The sequence below is a fragment of the Pelagibacterium mangrovi genome, assembly GCF_036662815.1.
Taxonomy (GTDB): domain Bacteria; phylum Pseudomonadota; class Alphaproteobacteria; order Rhizobiales; family Devosiaceae; genus Pelagibacterium; species Pelagibacterium mangrovi.
This window is the reverse complement of the sequence record NZ_JBAFXA010000004.1, coordinates 34,382-52,719: the sequence shown is the minus strand read 5'-3', so window position 1 is coordinate 52,719 and position 18,338 is coordinate 34,382. Positions and strand designations below refer to the sequence as shown.

At 62.7% G+C, this 18,338-nt stretch carries 19 protein-coding genes and 1 riboswitch; of the genes, 18 read left to right on the top strand and 1 reads right to left on the bottom strand.

Annotation, left to right across the window (positions count from 1 at the left end; genetic code table 11):
• The first annotated feature begins 299 nt into the window (after positions 1–299).
• The 6 genes from V4T21_RS07845 to V4T21_RS07820 all read left to right on the top strand — a co-directional run bounded on the left by V4T21_RS07845 (position 300) and on the right by V4T21_RS07820 (position 4,570).
• Positions 300–1,697: a hypothetical protein gene (locus tag V4T21_RS07845; protein ID WP_332715184.1), complete on the top strand. Its 1,398-nt coding sequence runs from the start codon at positions 300–302 to the stop codon at positions 1,695–1,697.
• Between the two features lie 83 nt (positions 1,698–1,780).
• Complete coding sequence (locus V4T21_RS07840; RefSeq protein ID WP_332715182.1) at positions 1,781–2,302, top strand: DUF6152 family protein; 522 nt, start codon at positions 1,781–1,783, stop codon at positions 2,300–2,302.
• Positions 2,303–2,429: 127 nt separating this feature from the next.
• Positions 2,430–2,945: a DUF6644 family protein gene (locus V4T21_RS07835; RefSeq protein ID WP_332715180.1), complete on the top strand. Its 516-nt coding sequence runs from the start codon at positions 2,430–2,432 to the stop codon at positions 2,943–2,945.
• A 16-nt stretch (positions 2,946–2,961) separates the two neighbouring features.
• The gene (locus tag V4T21_RS07830) at positions 2,962–3,540 is read left to right on the top strand and encodes a DUF6644 family protein (protein WP_332715178.1); all 579 of its coding nucleotides are present in this window, start codon (positions 2,962–2,964) and stop codon (positions 3,538–3,540) included.
• A 14-nt stretch (positions 3,541–3,554) separates the two neighbouring features.
• Entirely contained in the window at positions 3,555–4,094 is a 540-nt protein-coding gene (locus V4T21_RS07825; protein ID WP_332715176.1) for a hypothetical protein, read from the top strand.
• 65 nt (positions 4,095–4,159) lie between these two features.
• On the top strand, positions 4,160–4,570 hold the full coding sequence (locus tag V4T21_RS07820; RefSeq protein ID WP_332715173.1) for a DUF6152 family protein: 411 nt from the start codon (positions 4,160–4,162) through the stop codon (positions 4,568–4,570).
• A gap of 84 nt (positions 4,571–4,654) precedes the next feature.
• Here the strand turns inward: V4T21_RS07820 and V4T21_RS07815 are convergent, their stop codons facing one another.
• Positions 4,655–6,598 (bottom strand): heavy metal translocating P-type ATPase, encoded by a 1,944-nt coding sequence (locus V4T21_RS07815; RefSeq protein WP_332715171.1) that lies wholly within the window; start codon positions 6,596–6,598, stop codon positions 4,655–4,657.
• Positions 6,599–6,613: 15 nt separating this feature from the next.
• Here V4T21_RS07815 and V4T21_RS07810 point away from each other — a divergent pair, with 15 nt between their 5' ends.
• The 12 genes from V4T21_RS07810 (at position 6,614) to V4T21_RS07755 (ending at position 18,322) form a co-directional block, all read left to right on the top strand.
• Complete coding sequence (locus V4T21_RS07810) at positions 6,614–7,069, top strand: hypothetical protein (RefSeq protein WP_332715169.1); 456 nt, start codon at positions 6,614–6,616, stop codon at positions 7,067–7,069.
• A complete protein-coding gene (locus V4T21_RS07805; RefSeq protein WP_332715167.1) occupies positions 7,018–7,674 on the top strand; it encodes an alpha/beta hydrolase in 657 nt (218 codons plus the stop codon). The genes V4T21_RS07810 and V4T21_RS07805 overlap by 52 nt, the downstream gene beginning before the upstream one ends.
• Before the next feature lie 328 nt (positions 7,675–8,002).
• On the top strand, positions 8,003–8,920 hold the full coding sequence (locus V4T21_RS07800; RefSeq protein ID WP_332715165.1) for a helix-turn-helix domain-containing protein: 918 nt from the start codon (positions 8,003–8,005) through the stop codon (positions 8,918–8,920).
• A 129-nt stretch (positions 8,921–9,049) separates the two neighbouring features.
• The gene (locus tag V4T21_RS07795; protein ID WP_332715163.1) at positions 9,050–10,117 is read left to right on the top strand and encodes a maleylacetate reductase; all 1,068 of its coding nucleotides are present in this window, start codon (positions 9,050–9,052) and stop codon (positions 10,115–10,117) included.
• A 38-nt stretch (positions 10,118–10,155) separates the two neighbouring features.
• Positions 10,156–10,878, top strand: a complete 723-nt coding sequence (locus V4T21_RS07790) for an ABC transporter ATP-binding protein (protein ID WP_332715161.1) — start codon at positions 10,156–10,158, stop codon at positions 10,876–10,878.
• Positions 10,875–11,579 carry an ABC transporter ATP-binding protein gene (locus tag V4T21_RS07785; RefSeq protein WP_332715159.1) on the top strand — a complete coding sequence of 235 codons (705 nt, stop codon included), beginning with the start codon at positions 10,875–10,877 and terminating at the stop codon, positions 11,577–11,579. Before V4T21_RS07790 ends, V4T21_RS07785 begins: the two co-directional genes overlap by 4 nt.
• Before the next feature lie 6 nt (positions 11,580–11,585).
• Complete coding sequence (locus V4T21_RS07780; RefSeq protein WP_332715157.1) at positions 11,586–12,443, top strand: branched-chain amino acid ABC transporter permease; 858 nt, start codon at positions 11,586–11,588, stop codon at positions 12,441–12,443.
• A 124-nt stretch (positions 12,444–12,567) separates the two neighbouring features.
• Positions 12,568–13,566 (top strand): branched-chain amino acid ABC transporter permease, encoded by a 999-nt coding sequence (locus V4T21_RS07775; protein ID WP_332715818.1) that lies wholly within the window; start codon positions 12,568–12,570, stop codon positions 13,564–13,566.
• Between the two features lie 276 nt (positions 13,567–13,842).
• Entirely contained in the window at positions 13,843–14,808 is a 966-nt protein-coding gene (locus tag V4T21_RS07770) for a ring-cleaving dioxygenase (protein ID WP_332715154.1), read from the top strand.
• A 297-nt stretch (positions 14,809–15,105) separates the two neighbouring features.
• Positions 15,106–15,326: riboswitch (cobalamin riboswitch) on the top strand.
• A 36-nt stretch (positions 15,327–15,362) separates the two neighbouring features.
• On the top strand, positions 15,363–16,163 hold the full coding sequence (locus V4T21_RS07765; RefSeq protein WP_332715152.1) for a (2Fe-2S) ferredoxin domain-containing protein: 801 nt from the start codon (positions 15,363–15,365) through the stop codon (positions 16,161–16,163).
• A 12-nt stretch (positions 16,164–16,175) separates the two neighbouring features.
• Positions 16,176–17,252: a FecCD family ABC transporter permease gene (locus tag V4T21_RS07760; RefSeq protein ID WP_332715150.1), complete on the top strand. Its 1,077-nt coding sequence runs from the start codon at positions 16,176–16,178 to the stop codon at positions 17,250–17,252.
• The gene (locus V4T21_RS07755) at positions 17,249–18,322 is read left to right on the top strand and encodes an ABC transporter ATP-binding protein (protein ID WP_332715148.1); all 1,074 of its coding nucleotides are present in this window, start codon (positions 17,249–17,251) and stop codon (positions 18,320–18,322) included. Before V4T21_RS07760 ends, V4T21_RS07755 begins: the two co-directional genes overlap by 4 nt.
• Positions 18,323–18,338: the final 16 nt, after the last annotated feature.

Here is an 18,338-nt window from a genome sequence, read left to right as displayed (position 1 = left end):
TGGAACTGGGTTAGCCCTTCCAGTCAACAACGCGCGGCGGGCGTTGGCCTGCACAAAGCAGGCAATTTCCTTATATTATCCGCGCCGGGACGATGCCGGGGCGGTCAAGTTGTTGTAATACTTAAGTATATGAGGGGGTGGCCGGCGCTTTGCATGTTTTGTGCAGAACTCGGATCGCTAACATGCAGGTCAGCATCGGGGGGCTTGGACATGATCGGCTCGGACGCTTGCGAGCGTGCATCCCAAACCGTGTGTCCGAGGTGGAGCCGCCGGTGTTGGGACATCCGTGGGAGGACGATATGACGATTACCAGAATTGGCTTTGCGACAGCCGCATCGGCGATCGCGCTGGCATTGGCGGCCGGCCCGGCCATGGCCCAGTGGGCCAGCGAAGCGGAAATGATCGAGGCCAACCCCGATCTGACCTTTTACGATCCCTATGAAGGCGACAGCGCCGGCCGGGGCTGGGCTTATGTCGATGCGCGCGAATACCAGCAGGTCGGCGCATCCGGCGATAACGTGGCCGCCAGCGACGGCGACGCCCCCGAGGGCATCGAGGCGCTGGAACGCGATCTCTACACGTCGGACGATTTCTACATCGATGCAGAGCTTTGGAGCGATCCGCGTTACTTCCGCTGTAACTCGCCGCTGGCCAATGAATCGATGTGGGGTGCCTATGGCGGCAACACGGCCAATGGCGACAACCCGCCGCTGACCACCTCCTGGGGTTTCTGCGATCGCGGTTATCCGCGCGAAGGTATCGTGAGCCCTTATCAATTCGAGACGGCTCAGGACCATTACGAGACTCTGATGGCCGAGGCCGAAGCCAATGGCGGGCCGACCGACTACGACTATGACAACCCGCCGCCCAATTGGAGCGGCCGCTATCAGCGCCTGGGCGGCACCGGGCCGAACCAGGAATGGGGTTATGAAAACTGGTGGTGGGGCCGGATCACCCAGATTCCGACCATGCTTTCGGTGCTGACCGAGCAATACCAGACCCGCGTGGTTCAGGAAGCCTATCACCAGGGCAATACCAACGCCGCGCAGTGGCCGAGCCAGTATTGCTGGCCGGAAGGCATGATGCGCCGGTGGCACCAGTATTCGGTACAGCAGCCGCACCAGCTCATGGTCACCGAGAACCTCGTGCAGTGGCTGATGGGTACCGCCGACAACTTCCTGCTGCAGTACAATATCGGCCGTGAGTTCAACATGGAAGGCGCGGTGCCGCGTCTGGGCCAGGACGTGCCGCGCTGGTACGGCGAGTCGGTCGGGTTCTGGGATGGCGATGCGCTGATCACCTGGACGTCCAACATCCAGGGCTGGGCAACGCACAATGCTTACGAGCATTCCAACCAGCTCCAGATCATCGAAATCTTCACGCCGATGGAGACCGAGGACTTCACGGGCCTGCACCACGAGGCGATCTTCTACGATCCTGAAGCGACGGTGGTGCCGACGCGTCAGATCCAGTGGTATCAGCAACTCGATCAGTTCGATGAAGTCGATCCGTATATCTTCATCGAGTGCAACCAGACGATCTTCCCGATCGACGGGCGCGCGCAGCCGGTCTCGCCGGGCGCCACTTTCGAATACACGGTTCCCGATCGCTTCGGACGCCCCTGGGCCGCGATTCAGGAGCAGTATTTCGAGCAGGACATGGAACGTCCTGAAGGCCAGGGCCTGTTCGGGTTCTAAGCCGACATGAACAGCGCGAACCGGGGCCTCGGCGTCCCGGTTCTCCGCCCACAGGCGCGGGCGGGCTCAAAGGAGAGAGGAAAATGATGAATATCAAAAAGGCCTTGATTGGCGGGACTGCAATGGTCGGCATTCTGGCCGCGAGCATGGTGCCGAGCCTTGCGCACCACTCGTTCGCGATGTTCGACGGCAGGCAGGTCAAGGTGTTTACCGGCGTCGTGACGCGGATCAATCCGGACGCGAACCATCTGCAGATCTTTTTTGCCCCGCTCGACGAGGCGCGCCAGGCGGTGCTCCGCAACGACAATGGCGAGCCCCAGATATGGGCGGTGGAAATGAGTGGGGCGGCGCAGGCGGCCCAGGACGGCATTTCGGTCAACGGCTTTGCTCCGGGCACGATCTTCTCGGTGGGCCTGCATCCGCTGCGCAACGGCCAGCCGGGCGGCGACCGTGGGGAGTCCGCGCTTTACAAATGCCCTGAAAACACGCCTCCGGCGGCGGGCGAACATTGCTGGGACCTGCCTGAATCCACAGCGCATGGCGATGGCGAAATCCCGGTCGAGGGTGTCCTCGAAGAGGAATACAACCCCGACGAAGAGGGTTGATGCCGGAACGGCACGCCGCGGCTTTTGGGACATGCCGCGGCGGCGACTGACGGATTGGGCTGGCCCAAACCGGGCGAAACGGCAAACCGCAACGCGATAAAAACAAAGAGATCAAGGATTTACAGCCATGCGTGAATTTGCAGCCTGGCTGGCGGGCACGGATTTTAGTCAGACGATTGCCTCCAGCCTCTGGATGATCCCGGTCATTCAATCGATTCACATCTTGACCTTCGGCGTGCTGATCGGGGCGCTGCTGATGGTGGATCTGCGCATTTTGGGATTTATCGCCAAGGACCAGTCGCTGGTGACCGTGACGCGGCGCTTTGCCCCCTGGATCTGGGGATGCATCGTCGTGCTCGCGACCACCGGGCTGCTTTTGATCGTGGGCGAGCCGGCCCGCGAACTTTTGAGCTTTTCGTTCTGGGTCAAGATGAGCCTTCTGGCCGTCGGCCTGATCATCGCCGCCGCGTTCCAGATTCACGTCCGCAACAATGAGGTGAAATGGGCCGAGACCGAAACGGTCGAGCCGGTCACCAAGTTTTTTGCCGTGATCTCCTTCTTCATCTGGCTGGGGATCATCGCGATGGGCCGCCTGATCGCCTGGGATGCCGAAATCTGGGGCAGCCTGTCGTCGCAGGCTTAGGTGAGAAGGAAAGACAATGGACTTTTACAGCTTTTTCGCCGCCATCGAAAATTCCGGCATTGGCACTTTCGTGCGCGAGACGATCAACGCGCTGCCGATCATCAACGTCTTCCACGTCGTGGGCCTGTCGCTGGTGTTCGGGACGATCTTCATGGTGGACATGCGGCTGATCGGGCTGCAATCGGTCACCCGCCCGGTCAGCCGGGTGGCGCAGGATCTGCTCAAATGGACCTGGGTGGGGTTCGCGCTCGCGGCCGTCACCGGACTTTTGATGTTCGCGGCCAATGCGACCACCTTCTACGTCAACCTCCAGTTCCAGCTCAAAATGGTGGCGCTGGTGTTTGCCGGGTTGAACATGGTGGTGTTCGAGATGATCACCGCGCGCAACATGGCCCATTGGGACAATGAACGGCGCACGCCGCCGGCGGCGCGGTTTGCCGGGTTCGCCTCGATCTCGCTCTGGGTGCTGATCATCATCCTGGGCCGCTGGATCGGCTACAGCAAGGGCTTCAACTTCTCGGCGCCGCCGCCGAGCGATCTTGATCTGGACAATCTTTTCGGCGCCATATCGCTGGTCCAGACTGCCGTGGGATAAATCGGAGGAAAACCATGAAATACAAGACGATTTCGGCGCGCGGGCCTTTGTTTGCCGCGCTTGCGGCGGCGGGGCTGATCGGCCTCGCCGCCTTTCCTGCTTTATCCCAGGTGCAGGAGGGCGGCCCGATGGAAACCGATTTCGCTCCCTACGCGCTGGGGCGGGCGAGCGAGGACATCACCACCGATTTCGAAACGCCCTGGCGCACCGATACCGTTACCATCACGGTCAACGGGCTGGTCGAAAATTACGGCCAGATGGAGTATAAGGTCTCGATGGAAGAGGGCGACGTGCTGCTCTATTCCTGGACCGCGTCGGAGGAGATCTATTACGAGATGCACGGGCACCCACTCAATCCCGATGGGACCTATGGCGACGCCATGCTCTATCGCGACGAGATGGGCACCGAGTCCCACGGTTTCGTGCGTGCGCCGCTCGAGGGCATCCACGGCTGGTATTTCGTCAATGATTCCTTCGATACGCCGATCGAGATCGAATTGACGCTGGCCGGGACTTATGACCTCGAGCCGGGTATTATCGAGATGACGCGGTAACGATCCGCTTTGGATCAGGGCCGGAACAGCTCGGCCCCGATCTGCGCCTGGATGGCTTTATGCCCATGAGATTTAGAGCGCGCGCAATCGGTTTTGCCCTTTCCACGGCGCTGGCGCTCGCCGTGCCGACGAGCGTATTCGGCCACCCTTCCTATGCGATGTATCTGATGGACCAGGAGATGGTTCTGGTGGGGGAGGTCAAGAGCTTCGACTACACCATTCCCCATTCCTGGCTGCAGCTCATCATCGTCGGCGAGGACGGGAGTGCGCAGGATTGGGCCATCGAAATGGAAGGCGTGCCGCAGCTTTTCCCGCAGGGTATCCGGCCCGACTATATCGCGCCGGGGGACACGATCACGGTGCTGGTTCACCCGATGCGGGGCAACCGGCCAGCCGGGTTGTGGCAGGGCTCGATCGATGCGGCAGGCAGGGCGTTCGGGCGGGCCGAGGGGCTGGAGGCGCCGGCGGGGGAGTAGGCGGCTTGCGGTTAGGCGTTAAGGCCGGTGGCTTTCCTGCGCTGATGGACCCTCGGGTCGAGCCCGAGGGTCCAGGCGGAGGCCTTACGCGGCGTTGGCGGGTTCGGCCGAGTGCTCGTGGCGGTGGGTGCCCATGACGAGGTTGGGGCCGCTGGCGGGCAGGTGGGCCAGGTCGAAATCGAAGGAATTGTCCTTCTTGCTGAACGAGAGCAGGCGGGCCGAGTTGAGGATGAAGGCCAGTTCCGATCCCACATGGATCATCACCGCCGCCACGGGTCCGACGAAGCCCAGCATGACCGCCATGATGCCCAGAATGTCGATGATGATGGTGCCGGCGAAGTTGAACAGGATGATGCCGCGCGCCCGCCGGGCGATCTTGACGGTTTCGGCGAAGCGTTCGAGATCATTGCCCAGGAGCACGATATCGGCGCGCTCGCGGGCCACTTCGGTGCCCGAGCCCATGGCGACGCCCACATCGGCGGCGGCCAGCGCCAGCGTGTCGTTGATGCCGTCGCCGACCATGGCGACCTTGTTCTTGCCGCCGACCAGTTCGCGGATGTGATCGAGTTTGTTTTCCGGCAGCAGTTCGGGCCGGACGTCGTTGATGCCGAGCTTTTCGCCCATGGCTTTGGCGACGGGCGCGCTGTCGCCGGTCAAAAGGATGGTGCGGATGCCCATCTTGTTGAAGGCGGCGATGGCGCGGCGGGCTTCGGGCCGCTCGCGATCGGCGATGCCGATGGCGCCGAGCAGTTTGCCGGCCTGAGCCACATGCACCCAGGTGGTGGCTTCGTCGCGAGGGGCAATGCCGGCGAGGGAAATGCCATTACGCTCCATCCAGCCGGCATTGCCGACGACGATGGAGCCGTTCTGCGCGGTGGCGGAAATGCCCATGCCGGGGGTGTAGCTGAAGCTTTCGGGCTCGACGATGGCCGTTCCGGCCTCGCGGGCGCGGGCGATGATGGCCTTGCCCAGAGGGTGTTCGGAGCGGATTTCGGCTGTGGCGGCAACGGCCAGGATTTCGGCTTCGCTGACGCCCGGCGCCGTGGTGATGGCGACGACGTCGGGCTCGCCGAAAGTCAGCGTGCCGGTTTTGTCGAGGACGATGGTATCGACCTGGCTGAGGGTTTCCAGATGCGTGCCGCCCTTGATGATGGCGCCCAGCCGGGCCGAGCGGCCGATGGCGCCGAGGATGGCGAGCGGGGTGCCCGCCGCGACGCCGCAGGCGCCAGCGACGATGATCACAGCGATGGTCGAGGAGACGTTGCCGCCGGAGATGAAATATTCGATCACCGCGAAGATCAGCGCTACATAGACGATATAGGCGGCGAGCTTGTCGGCGTAGCGCTGAACGGGCGCGCGCGAGCGCTCGGCCTCTTCGATGGCGGCGATGATGCGGCCATAGCTTGTGTCGCGTCCGATGCGTTCGGCGCGGATTTCGAGCGCGCCGGACTGGTTGATCGAGCCGGCAAAGACGCGCGCTCCGCTGACTTTTTCAACCGGCATGGATTCGCCGGTGATGCGGGTTTCATCGACGAAGGAATTGCCGCCCGTCACCGTGCCGTCGATGGCGACCAGCGCGCCGGGTTCGACAAGGACCGTGTCGCCGATGGTCAGATCTGACGTCGAGATGGTGTTGACCGCGCCCGACCGGCGCACGGACACCTCGCGCGGCAGCAATTCGAGCAAATTGCGGATGGCGCGGCGGCCGCGCTCGACCGTCATGCCCTCGAGCACTTCGGCGATCAAAACGAAGAAGGTGATGACGAGGGCGACGAAGAAATAGCCCGTATAGGTCGCGGCCAGGATGGCGATCACCATGGAGAGTTCCATGGTCATCTGGCGGCGGCGGATCGATTCCCAGGCTTCCACGAACAGCGGCCAGCCGCCGAACAGCAGGCCCACCAGCGCGTACCACGAGAAGGGGAGGAAGATGTCCGACCCGATCATCAGGAGCGGCGGGTTGGCGTCGGGCAGGCGCAATTGCACGGCTGCCGCGCAGAGGCCCGCTACCGCGATGCGGGCGATCACCAGGGGTGAGAATTCGTGATCGTGGTGGTGGCCATGCCCGTGGTCATGATCATGACCATGACCATGATCGTGGTGGTGGTCATGATCGTGATGATCATGGTGGTGGTGATGATCGTGGCCGTGATGGTGGCTGTGCGGGCGCTCTGGCGCGTGATCGGTCATGGCGAAATCATCCTCCCTAGAATCCAGGCTCATCCTTATTTTCCGCCGGTGCGACAGAACTTTGCGCGGAACGTGCAGAAGTGCAGCAAAGTTGTGCAGGCGCCGCATCGGCTTGCAGGTGTTGGATGCGCGCTAACCGTCACACTAGCCCCCCCTGCGCCGATTGCCTGCACGATCACTCCGGCAAACCTGCACGAACCAATCATGTATCGGGGAGTTGCGATGTGTCACGCCAATGCCAATCAGGAGAAGCCGGCATGCATGACAACCCCGTTGAAAGCCTCAAACTGGGCACCGGAGAGGATTTGACGATCGTGCTGGTGCACGGGCGGACCCAATCGCCTCAGGACATGAAGGTGCACGCCGAACGGCTCGGGCTCGATAACGTCACGTTTCTGTTTCCGCTGGCCGCTGGAAACACCTGGTATCCGGGGCTGTTCATGGCGCCGATCGCGGAAAACGAGCCGGCGCTTTCGGCGGCGATTGCCCATTATGAAGCGATTGTCGCGGGACTTATCGCCAAGGGGATTCCGGTCGACCGAATCGTTGTGGGGGGATTTTCGCAGGGTGCATGTCTGACCTCGGAGTTTCTGGCCCGCCACCCCCGACGTTACGCGGCCGCGATTCTGTGGACGGGCGGGTTGATCGGGCAGGCGGGATCGGTCTGGCCGTTGCGGCCGGTGCTTTCGGGGATGCCCGCTTACATCACGACGGCCGAGAACGATCCATGGGTGCCGAGCGACCGGGTGGAGGAAACCTTCGACTGGCTGCGCCAGAGCGGGGCCAAGCCCGAGCTCGAAATCTTCGAGGATCGCGAGCATGGGGTGCTGGATGTCGAAATAGCCGCCGTGCGGCGCATGATCGAGGCGGTGCGGTCAGACGCCGCAGATGAGCGTTTTGTGCAGCCGGGGTGATGCGACTTTAGTCTAGTCTCCATCATATGCGGCAATCGATAATCTACGTGTTATTTCAATGTATTAGGTTGATTTGTAATAATAATCTATGCCGCAGTCAGGCTCGCGGGAGGGGATTGGAGGCCCCAAAGGGCGATGGTAACGTGCAGGACGGTCATCGCCCACTATGGGAATCTGCCAGACCGGCACGAGGAGGTGCCGCTGGTCGAGGGGACCGGCAGGTTCGATCCAGCCGCCCCAAACGATGGCACAGCCGGAAGATAGAGTGGAGTGGGCTCGCCCGCGCTTGCGCGCGGCCGGGCAAGGAGGATTTGTGGGAGGAGCGGAAATGCGTGCAAGCGCACCCTTTGGCGTGGGCGAAACTCACGGTGTTCTTGGGCAAAAGCCGAACAAAACGGCGGCGAGCAGCGACAATTACAATTGGAATTCGATCTATGCATCCTCGCAGAGCGAATTCCCGTTCGAGGCGTTTTTTTCGGCAGTCGACGACCAATTGCTGGTTCTGCACCGCAGCGGCCCGGTCTCGGTCGACCGGCTGAAGGGTGACAAGGCGCAGAGATGCGTGGTGCCGGCGGGCGGCATCCATCTTGTTCCGGGCGGCACAAGCTTTGGCTTCCGGTTGTTCGAGCAGCTCGATACGCTCCATGTCTATGTGCGGCGCGCAGTGATCGAGGAAGTCGCCGCCGAAATGGCGATCGGCGATCCGACCAATATCTCGGTGGTGGGTGAGTTCGTTGATTCCGATTTGCAGATGAACAATCTGCTCCAGGCGGTGATGTTCGCGCTCGAGGACGCAGATTACGCCAACGCGCTCTATGTCGATTGCCTGGCACGCGCCGTCGCCTCGCGGCTGGTGCGCAATTATTCCAATGCGCGGCTGCGGCAATCCTCGCCATCGGATTCGATGTCCTCGGGGGCGCTGGGCGGGCCGATCGTTAACGAGGCCATCGCCTATATGCGGGAAAACCTCGACCGCTCCATCGGGCTGGACGACATCGCGGCGGTGATCAATCGCAGCCCCAGCCATTTCGCGCGGCAGTTCCGCAACGAAATGGGCACGCCACCCTATCAGTATCTGGTCAATCTGCGGCTCGACAAGGCGCAGTCGCTGCTGCGCGAGACGCGCATGTCGGTGGCTGAGGTGGCGTTCGAGTGCGGGTTTACCCATCAGGAGCACCTGACGCGCCTGTTCCGCCGCCGCTTCCAGACCACGCCCGCCGCCTATCGCAAATCGTGCCAGAACTAGCGCCCGGACGTACAGGCGCAAAGATTGTTTTGTGCAGGTTCCGTTGCGAGAACGTGCAGGAGCGGGGTGGCGCCAGCAACTAGCTTCCAGAATAGTAAAGGCGCAAATATCCCGCGTCTGGAGGAAGTTATGTATCCATTTGTCTATCAAGCGCTTTCCCAGCGCGTGGTCTTCGGTTCAGGGACCATCGCGCAGGTTGGCGATGAGCTTGCGCGAATGGAGCTGTCGCGGGCGCTGGTGCTGACCACGCCGCAGCAGGAAGAGACTGGGCGGGAGATGGTCGCCGCGCTCGGGAGAAGGGCGACGGGACTGTTTTCGGGCGCGGCCATGCACACGCCGGTTGAGGTGACCGAAAGGGCGCTCGAAGAGGTCGAAAGGATCGCCGCCGATTGCGTCGTTTCGATCGGCGGCGGTTCGACCACGGGGCTGGGCAAGGCCATCGCGCTGCGCACCGATCTGCCCCAGATCGTCATTCCTACGAGCTATGCCGGTTCGGAGGCAACGCCGGTTCTGGGCGAGACGAAAAATGGCGCCAAGACCACGCAGCGATCGATGAAGATACTGCCAGAAGTCATTGTTTATGATGTCGATCTGACCGTGAGCTTGCCGTCCAGGATGACGGTGACCTCCGGGCTTAATGCCATCGCGCATTCGGTCGAAGGGCTTTATACGCAGGAGCGCAACCCCATCATTTCGATCGTGGCGCGGGAAGGCATCGCCGCTTTGGCGCGGGCGCTGCCGGTGATCGTGGAGCGGCCCGATGACAAGGAAGCGCGCTCGGACGCGCTCTATGGCGCATGGGCCTGCGGCACGGTGCTGGGGGCGGTGGGCATGGCGCTGCATCACAAGATTTGCCACGTTTTGGGCGGCAGTTTCGATATGCCGCATGCCGCAACCCACACCGTCATCCTGCCCCATGCCACTGCATACAACGAACGCGCCGTGGCGCGGGAGCTGGCGCCGGTGGCCGAAATCTTCGGGTCCGAAAGGGCGGCATCGGGGCTTTGGGCCTTCGCCAAGCGGCTCGACGCGCCCATGACGCTGGCCGAATTGGGCATGAAGGAAAGCGATCTCGACCGTGCCGTCGAGATCATGATGAACAATCCCTATTGGAACCCACAGCCGCTCGACGCGGGGGATTTGCGCGGCCTGCTCGACGACGCCTTTTTCGGGCGGGCGCCGGGCACGAGCTTTTAGGGGAGGGAATTTATGGCGAAGCGGGCAGGTAGGGTCGAATGCTTCTCGAATTGAAATCGGTTTCCAAGCGATTTGGAGCCGTGGTCGCGGCGGAGGGGGTTGACCTCTCCGTGCGGCAGGGGGAGGCGCTGGGGATCATCGGGGCCAATGGGGCGGGAAAAAGCTCGCTGTTCAACCTGATCACCGGTGTGTTGCGCCCCGACGCGGGGACTGTTTCGTTTCACGGCAACGAGATCACCCGCGCCAGCGTGCGCGACCGGTGCCGCGGCGGGATCGGGCGGTCGTTCCAGATACCCCAGCCGTTCGAAACCCTTACGGTGTTTGAAAACCTGATGGTGGCGGCCGAGTTCGGTTCGGGCGATTCCAAGATGGGGCTTGAAGAGACTTTCGCCATCCTCGAAATGACCGAACTGGCCGACAAGGCCAATATCGTTTCGGGCAAGCTCACGCTGCTCGACCGCAAGCGGCTGGAATTGGCGCGGGCGCTGGCCACCAATCCCGACCTGCTGCTGCTGGACGAGATCGCCGGCGGACTTACGGAGGGCGAGTGCCTCAAGCTGGTCGAGCTGATCCGCTCGCTGCACAAGCGCGGCATAACGATCATCTGGATCGAGCACATCGTGCACGCGCTGCTTTCGGTCGTCTCGCGGCTGATCGTGCTCGAGCGCGGCAAGCTGATCGCAGAGGGCGAGCCCCAGGCGGTGATGGCCGATCCGGCGGTGCGGCGGTCCTATCTGGGCATTGAGGAGGCGGTATCGTGAGTGCTCTGCTCGAAACACACAATCTCGAAGTGTTCTATGGCGACTTCCAGGCGCTGTTCGGCGTCGACGTGGTGGTCAATGCCGGTGAGACGGTGGCCATTATCGGCTCGAACGGGGCGGGGAAATCATCGTTCTTGAACGCGCTGAGCGGGCTTAACGCCTCCCAGCCCGACCAGATCCGGCTCGAAGGCAAGTCGGTGGGCGGCACGCCGGCCTTCGACATGGTGCGCAAGGGCGTGGCGCTGGTGCCCGAGGGGCGCAGGCTGTTTCCCTCGCTCTCGGTTGAAGAGAATTTGATGGTCGGTTCGCACGGTATGAGCGAAGACCGGGGCTGGACGCTCGAGGCTATTTACGGCCTGTTCCCGATTCTAAAGGAGCGGCGAAACCAGCCCTCCACAACGCTTTCGGGCGGCCAGCAGCAGATGGTGGCCATCGGCCGCGCGCTGATGAGCAACCCCAAGGTGCTGTTGTGCGACGAGATCAGCCTCGGGCTGGCGCCGGCCGTCGTCAAGGACGTTTATCTGGCGGTGGCCGAGATCAAGCGGCGGGGGACGACCGTTTTGATCGTGGAGCAGGATCTGACGGCGGCGCTCGATGCGTCTGACCGGATCTATTGCTTCATGGAAGGGCGGGTGAGCCTCGAAGGGCGGCCGAACGAGCTCACGCGCGAGCAGATACAAAACGCATATTTTGGGGTTTAGGCGGCCATGACGTTTGTCAATACGATCATCCAGGGTGTGCTGTTGGGCGGGCTTTACGCGCTTTATGCCGCCGGGCTGTCGCTGATCTTCGGGGTCATGCGGCTGGTGAACCTTGCTCATGGCGATTTCATCGTGCTGGCTGCCTATGTCATGCTGGCGCTGTCGACGGCATTCTTCATCCCGCCCTTCTGGGCCATGCTGATCGCGCTGCCGTTTCTGTTTGCCTTGGGCTGGGCGTTGCAGCGGGTGATCCTCAACCGCACAGTGGAGGAAAACCTGCTGGTGCCGCTGCTGGTGACCTTCGGGCTGCAGATCATCATCCAGAACGGGCTGCTGGAAGGGTTTTCGGCCAATAGCCGCCGGCTCAGCCTGGGCGGCATCGAGGCGGCCTCGCTCTCTGTGGGTGGGATCAGCATCGGCGTCATGCCGCTGCTCACCTTTATCGCCGCCGTCGCGGTGATCGGGGGGCTTTCGGCGCTGTTTTATATGACCGCGCTTGGGCGCAAGCTGCGGGCGACGTCGGACAACCGGACCTATGTGCAGATCGTGGGCATCAACCCTCACAAGGTTTTCGCCATCGCCATGGGACTTGCTTTCATCGTGATCGCGATCGCCGCGTTCTTTATGGGTGCGCGTTCCAATTTCGATCCGTCACAGGGGCCGGCGCGGCTGCTGTTCGCGTTCGAGGCTGTGGTGATCGGCGGGCTGGGTAGCCTTTGGGGCACCCTGGCAGGAGGGATCATCCTGGGCGTGTCGCAGGCCATCGGGGCGGCGATCCATCCCCAGTACCAGATCCTCTTCGGGCACATCGTTTTCTTGTTGATCATTTTGTTCAGGCCGCGCGGTCTGTTCCCCAAACAATAGGGTGCGCGGGCACGCCATGAGTTCACAATCAGATACTACAAAAGAGGTTCACGCCAAGGACGCGCTCGGTACGGCCAAGGGCAATTACCGCGTCGTCGTGGATACGAAAGTGTCGAAAATCGGCATGATCGTCATGGGCCTTGTGGTGCTGGCCCTGTTCGCCGCACCCGGTTTCGTCGACCGCGCGCTGCTTCAGGATTTGATCCTGATCCTTATGCTGATCGGGCTGGCGCAGTGCTGGAACCTTATGGCCGGCTATGCGGGCCTGATCTCGGTGGGGCAGCAGGCCTTTGTGGGCGTGGGCGCCTACGGCATGTTCTATGTCGTGATCATGATGGGGGCCGATCCGCTGGTTTCGGTGCTGATCTCGGCGGTGTTCGTGGCGTTGCTGTCCATTCCGGTGGGGCTGGTGGTGTTCCGATTGCAGGGCGCCTATTTCGCGGTGGTCACCTGGGTGGTGGCCGAAGTGTTCCGGCTGATCGCCGCAATTTGGCCGGCGCTGGGCGGGGGCACCGGCACGGCGCTGCCGCGCGCGGCGACTTCGGAGATGATCGGGCTCGATTTCGCCGCGGAATTGTTCGGGGTTCGCTCCGCGGCGGCGCGCGAGATCGTCATCTATTGGGGGGCGCTGGCGGTTGTCGTGATGATCGTGATCGTCGCCTATATCATGCTGCGCTCGCGGCTGGGGCTGGCGCTCTCGGCCATCAAGGATGGCGAGATCGCCGCCGAAAGCGTGGGGATCGATATCAACCGCACAAAGTTTCTGATCTATGTGTTCGCCGCGTTCGGGGCGGGGCTGATCGGGGCGCTGTATTTCCTGCAGCAGGCGCGCGTCTCGCCCGATGCGGCGTTCTCGCTGATGGACTGGACGGCCTATGTGATCTTCATCGTCGTCATCGGCGGGCTGGGGACCATCGAGGGGCCGATCATCGGGGCCATCGTCTTCATCCTGCTGCGCTCGTGGTTTTCGGCGTTCGGGCCCTGGTATCTGATGTTTTTGGGGCTGGTCGCCATCGTCATGATGCTGTTCGCGCCCAAGGGGCTGTGGGGCATGTTCTCCTCGGCCACCAATATCCACCTGTTTCCAACGCGCAAGCGGCTCGAACATACCGACGAGGAATAGAGCCTACACGACTCCATGATGCCAGTGCTCTCGAAAAATCGTTGATTATCAACGACTTGCGAGAGGGCTGGCATTCGCTTGTTTCGTGCAGAATTTCGCAACGGATCATGCAGGTCCCAGCCAGCGTCCGCGCTTAGATTTTCTCATGGACGGGGGAACGCCAAGCCTTCCCCACCGATCCGCTCGAGAGCCGCCCGTTCCTGTGACTGGCGGACGGTTTGGGAAGAGACAATCGCGAAGACGTCCGGCGATGGTCCGGTACAGAAAAGGTATACTATGCGCGACGAACATAAGCTCGTGAAGGGCATCCACCACGTCACATCGTGCGTGGGCGGTGCTCAGGAGGACATCGATTTCCTGACGCAGGTCGTGGGCCAGCGGATGATCAAGCAGACCGTTCTGTTTGACGGCCAGGTTCCGATCTATCACCTCTATTACGCCAATGCGGATGCCGAAATCGGCACCGTGATGACCACTTTTCCGTATCGCCAGGACGGCCGCAAGGGCCGCAGGGGCACCGGCCAGGTTGCCGTGACCGCCTATAGCGTGGGAGAGGACAGCCTAGATTTCTGGGCGCAGCACCTCGAACGCCATGGCGTGAAGCATTCGGGCGTCAAGCGCCTGTTCGGCAAGGACCGGATCTATTTCGAAGATCCCGTGGGGCTGGGCTACGAAGTTGTCGGCGACAATCGCGACACCCGCAAGGGCTGGACGACCAGCGAAATCTCGGAAGCCAATTCGGTCAAGGGCTTCAACAACGTCGTGATGTCGGTACGCGAAGTCCCCTCGATGCACGCCTATCTGGTCGATGCGCTGGGCTTTGAAAAGACCGGGCAGGAGGAGAACTACCACCAGTATGAAATCAACGGTGGCGGGCCGTGCAAGACGGTGATCCTGCGCGAGGACGCCGATACGCCCCAGGGATCGTGGACGTTCGGTGAAGGCACCGTGCACCACGTCGCGTTCCAGGTCGAAAACGACGACACCCAGAAGCAGCTCAAGGATTGGCTGGAAGGCCTTGGCTACACCGACTCCTCCGAGCAGAAGGACCGCAACTACTTCCACTCGGTCTATTGCCGGTCGCCCGGGGGCGTGCTCACCGAATTTGCCACCTGCGATATCGGGTTTGCCACCGACGAGCCGATCGAGGAGCTGGGCAAGAGCCTGATGCTGCCGCCCTGGTTCGAGGATCGCCGGGCCGAGATCGTGGCTCCGCTGGAGCCGATCAAGGTCCCGCAGTAAGGGGCGATTTCAAAGGCACGGATTTCGGTCCGTGCCTTTTTTCTTTCGAGTCGTGGGGCGGGCGAAAACTGGAACTGGCTGTGCAAGTTTTATACAGAAAACTGGAACAGAATGTGCAGGTTTTGCGCCGGCGCTTGCGGCACACTGCCTTTATCGATCGCTGACCGGCGAGGCCGAAACGGGCGTTAAGTCCCGGGCCCCGTTTTGGTTTCAGCCTTCGCATGGAGGAGAGACAATCATGGCACACATCGATTTCGACTGCCCTCGATGGCTGCTTGCGCGTTGCTAGCCAAGCTGACATTGTGTGCGCGTTACGGTTTCGATCCGCATGACGAACGCGGATCGGATTAAAAGGGAACACGGTACGGACGACCCAATCGGGGCCAAATCCGTGGCTGCCCTCGCAACTGTAACCGGCGAGCCTGTCGCCAAACTGCCACTGGCCCCATGGGGCTGGGAAGGCGGCGGCGGGCATTTGAGCCGGGAGCCAGTAGACCTGCCGCAACAACACGACCTTTGAGCCGAGCGAGGTGTCTCGGCGGGAGTATTGTTTGATGACCATCCGCTCGCCGCAGTGGCCCGTTACGCCTGTCCGTCCCGTTCCGGGAGCCGACGGGCTGCAACCGGACGCCGTTCTCTTTGCCATCTCGCAGGCCAATCTGAGTGCCGGGCGCTTCAAGGCCATGGCGGCGCGGCTGGAGGCGGCGATTGCCGTGCCCTCGGTGCTGGTGCGGCTGGAGGGAGCCTCCGAGAGCCTGCCCGACGCGCTCGATAGCCTTGTCGCGCAAGGGCATCGGCGCATCCTGATCCAGCCGATCGGGCTGCCGTTCGCCGAATCCATGCGCGCCTGGCTGCCGGGCGCGGTGGGGCACTGGCTGGAGAAAACCGACAGGGCCGATCTGGACGTTGCGATCGGGCGGGAAGTGCTCGAAACCAGCGATGTGCTCGAGCGCATGGCGATTGCGGCGCTCGACAATATCGAGACGGCCCAACCCGCGACGACGGCCAAGACCAGTCTGGGCAAGCCGGGCTGGGAAACGCCGCCCGATTTTTCTCACCATATCCTGGTTTGCACCGGGCCGCGCTGCCACTACCGCGATGCGGCATCGCTGGTGGTGGCGTTGAAATCGGAAATCAGCCGACAGGGTGCATCGGGCAAATGCCTCACGACGCGCACCGGTTGCATGTTTCCCTGCAACAAGGGGCCGATGGTCGCCGTCTATCCGCGTGGCGAATGGTATCGGCTGCCCGATAGCGAAGCGGTGGAGGGGTTCGTGCGCTCGGTGATCGTCGAGGAGACGACGCTGCCCGAGCATCTGTTTTTTTCGGCCTCGGCCAAACCAGCGATCGCATAGGGAGGGCACCAGATGTCGACTTTGACGGCGCCAATGCCGGCGCGTGTCCGGCCCAGCCGCGTGGTGATCAGCTTTTCAGTGTTCATCGCGCTGGTCGTGCTGGGCTTTCTGATCCTGCTTGCGCGCGGGACGGTGTTTATCCCGATCAGCGAGGTGACGCAGATTTTGCTCGGCGGCGAAGGAAGCCGGGACATTCACCGCGTCATCGTGATGGATGCGCGGCTGCCCAAGGCCATTACCGCGATATTTGCCGGCGCGGCGCTGGGTGTGGGCGGAGCGCTGATGCAGACGCTGTTCCGCAATCCGCTGGCCGATCCCTTCGTTCTGGGCGTGAGTTCGGGCGCGGTGCTGGGAGCGGCCATCGTTATTTTGGGGACGTCGACCACCGGCTGGCTGTCGGGACTGACCATCGTGCGCCAGCTCGGGGTGACGGGGGCGTCGGTCGCGGGGGCGGGGCTGGTGCTGGTGCTTGCACTGGCCTTCGCGCGCCGGGTGGGAAACCCGACCACCGTGCTGATCGTGGGGGTGATGTTCGGGTTCCTTTCGGGCGCCTTGGTCGACGTGCTGGTCTATTACGCCGATCCCGAGCGGTTGCAGGGGCTTGCCTCGTTCACGCGCGGTACGGTGCGCGACGTGAGCTGGCATGACCTGCAGGTCGTGGCTCCAGCCTGCATTATCGTCATTCTCGCCTCGCTGATCCTCGCCAAGCCGATGAACATTTTGCTGCTGGGCGAAAATTACGCCGCAACCATGGGGATCAAGGTGCGGCCCATTCAGTTCGCCGCGCTCGCCATCGTCGCGGTGCTGGCCGGGGTTGTGACGGCCTATTGCGGGGCGATCGGGTTTGTTGGGCTGGCGGCACCGCATCTGGTGCGGGGTATCTTGCGCGATTCCAACCATTTCGTGGTGCTGCCCGGATCGGCTTTGGTCGGGGCGCTGCTTGTGCTGCTGGCCGAGTATGTGGCGGGGGGCAATGGGCTGACTACTGTTTCGCTGCCGCTCAATTCGGTCACCGCCTTTGTCGGTGCGCCGGTGGTGCTGTGGGTGCTGCTGCGAAGACGCCGCGAAGCGGGGCAGGTGCCGTCATGAACGCTCTGTCCGAATTTCGTGCCGATCATCAGGCGAGGCGGCCGGTGATCGAGGCCCATAATCTGACCGTTGGGTATCGCGGCGCGCGGGGGCGGCCCGCCAACGTTCTCACCGATATCCGAGCGACCTTGCGGCAGGGACAGTTCGCGTTTCTGCTCGGGCCGAACGGGGCGGGGAAATCCACATTGCTGCGAAGCCTCGTGGGTAGCCAGCGGCCGCTTGGCGGGCGCGTCATGCTCGACGGAGAGAACCTTGCCCGCATGTCGGCCCGCGAACGGGCGCAGCGGCTGAGCGTGGTTTTGACCGACCGGGTCGATGTCGGGCTGATGTCGGTGCGCGCGCTTGTGGCGCTGGGCCGGGCGCCGCATGTTGGCTGGTTTGCCACGATGGATCAGGACGACCGCGAGACCGTCGAATGGGCGCTCGACGCGGCGGGGGCACGGATGCTGGCCGACCGGCAGGTGATCGAACTCTCGGATGGCGAACGCCAGCGCGTGATGATCGCCAGGGCTCTGGCGCAGCGGCCCTCGATTTTGGTGCTCGATGAGCCGACGGCCTTTCTGGACCTGACGCGGCGGGTGGAGCTGACGGCGTTGCTCCGGCGATTGGTCGATGAAACCGGGCTGGCGATCCTGATGTCGACGCACGACCTCGAACTGGCGCTGCGCACCGCCGACCAGATCTGGCTGGTGCATGGGGATGGCACGTTCGAGACCGGGTGCCCTGAAGACCTCGCTCATAACGGGTCTATCGCCCGCGCTTATGCCGGGCGGGGGATTTCGTTCGACCATCAGGTGGGCACTTTCATCGTCACGGCCGATGAGGGCGGGCCGCGGGTGGCGGTGTCGGGGGCAGGGGTGTCTTCCCATTGGGCGGCTCGGGCCGTCGAGCGCGCCGGCTGCGTGCCGGTGGGGAAAGAGGCGCGCGCGCATCACAGCCTGTCCGTCGAGACGCTGGCGGACAAGGGCGTGGCCTGGCGGCTGGATGCCGATGGCAAGATTTGTGGGGGCAATGATTTCGAGAGCCTTGTCGCCCATTTGCGGGTGCTGGCCGAGAGATCGGCAAGATAAAATCGAGGGAGTTCTA

What these genes read in the sequence shown, in the direction of transcription:
- V4T21_RS07780 (WP_332715157.1), top strand. Translation starts at nt 11,586, where the DNA reads ATGACGTTTGTCAATACGATCATCCAGGGTGTGCTGTTGGGCGGGCTT.
- V4T21_RS07825 (WP_332715176.1), top strand. Translation starts at nt 3,555, where the DNA reads ATGAAATACAAGACGATTTCGGCGCGCGGGCCTTTGTTTGCCGCGCTT.
- V4T21_RS07770 (WP_332715154.1), top strand. Translation starts at nt 13,843, where the DNA reads ATGCGCGACGAACATAAGCTCGTGAAGGGCATCCACCACGTCACATCG.
- V4T21_RS07835 (WP_332715180.1), top strand. Translation starts at nt 2,430, where the DNA reads ATGCGTGAATTTGCAGCCTGGCTGGCGGGCACGGATTTTAGTCAGACG.
- V4T21_RS07775 (WP_332715818.1), top strand. Translation starts at nt 12,568, where the DNA reads ATGATCGTCATGGGCCTTGTGGTGCTGGCCCTGTTCGCCGCACCCGGT.
- V4T21_RS07820 (WP_332715173.1), top strand. Translation starts at nt 4,160, where the DNA reads ATGAGATTTAGAGCGCGCGCAATCGGTTTTGCCCTTTCCACGGCGCTG.
- V4T21_RS07800 (WP_332715165.1), top strand. Translation starts at nt 8,003, where the DNA reads ATGCGTGCAAGCGCACCCTTTGGCGTGGGCGAAACTCACGGTGTTCTT.
- V4T21_RS07765 (WP_332715152.1), top strand. Translation starts at nt 15,363, where the DNA reads ATGACCATCCGCTCGCCGCAGTGGCCCGTTACGCCTGTCCGTCCCGTT.
- V4T21_RS07805 (WP_332715167.1), top strand. Translation starts at nt 7,018, where the DNA reads ATGCATGACAACCCCGTTGAAAGCCTCAAACTGGGCACCGGAGAGGAT.
- V4T21_RS07830 (WP_332715178.1), top strand. Translation starts at nt 2,962, where the DNA reads ATGGACTTTTACAGCTTTTTCGCCGCCATCGAAAATTCCGGCATTGGC.
- V4T21_RS07755 (WP_332715148.1), top strand. Translation starts at nt 17,249, where the DNA reads ATGAACGCTCTGTCCGAATTTCGTGCCGATCATCAGGCGAGGCGGCCG.
- V4T21_RS07845 (WP_332715184.1), top strand. Translation starts at nt 300, where the DNA reads ATGACGATTACCAGAATTGGCTTTGCGACAGCCGCATCGGCGATCGCG.
- V4T21_RS07795 (WP_332715163.1), top strand. Translation starts at nt 9,050, where the DNA reads ATGTATCCATTTGTCTATCAAGCGCTTTCCCAGCGCGTGGTCTTCGGT.
- V4T21_RS07840 (WP_332715182.1), top strand. Translation starts at nt 1,781, where the DNA reads ATGATGAATATCAAAAAGGCCTTGATTGGCGGGACTGCAATGGTCGGC.
- V4T21_RS07790 (WP_332715161.1), top strand. Translation starts at nt 10,156, where the DNA reads ATGCTTCTCGAATTGAAATCGGTTTCCAAGCGATTTGGAGCCGTGGTC.
- V4T21_RS07760 (WP_332715150.1), top strand. Translation starts at nt 16,176, where the DNA reads ATGTCGACTTTGACGGCGCCAATGCCGGCGCGTGTCCGGCCCAGCCGC.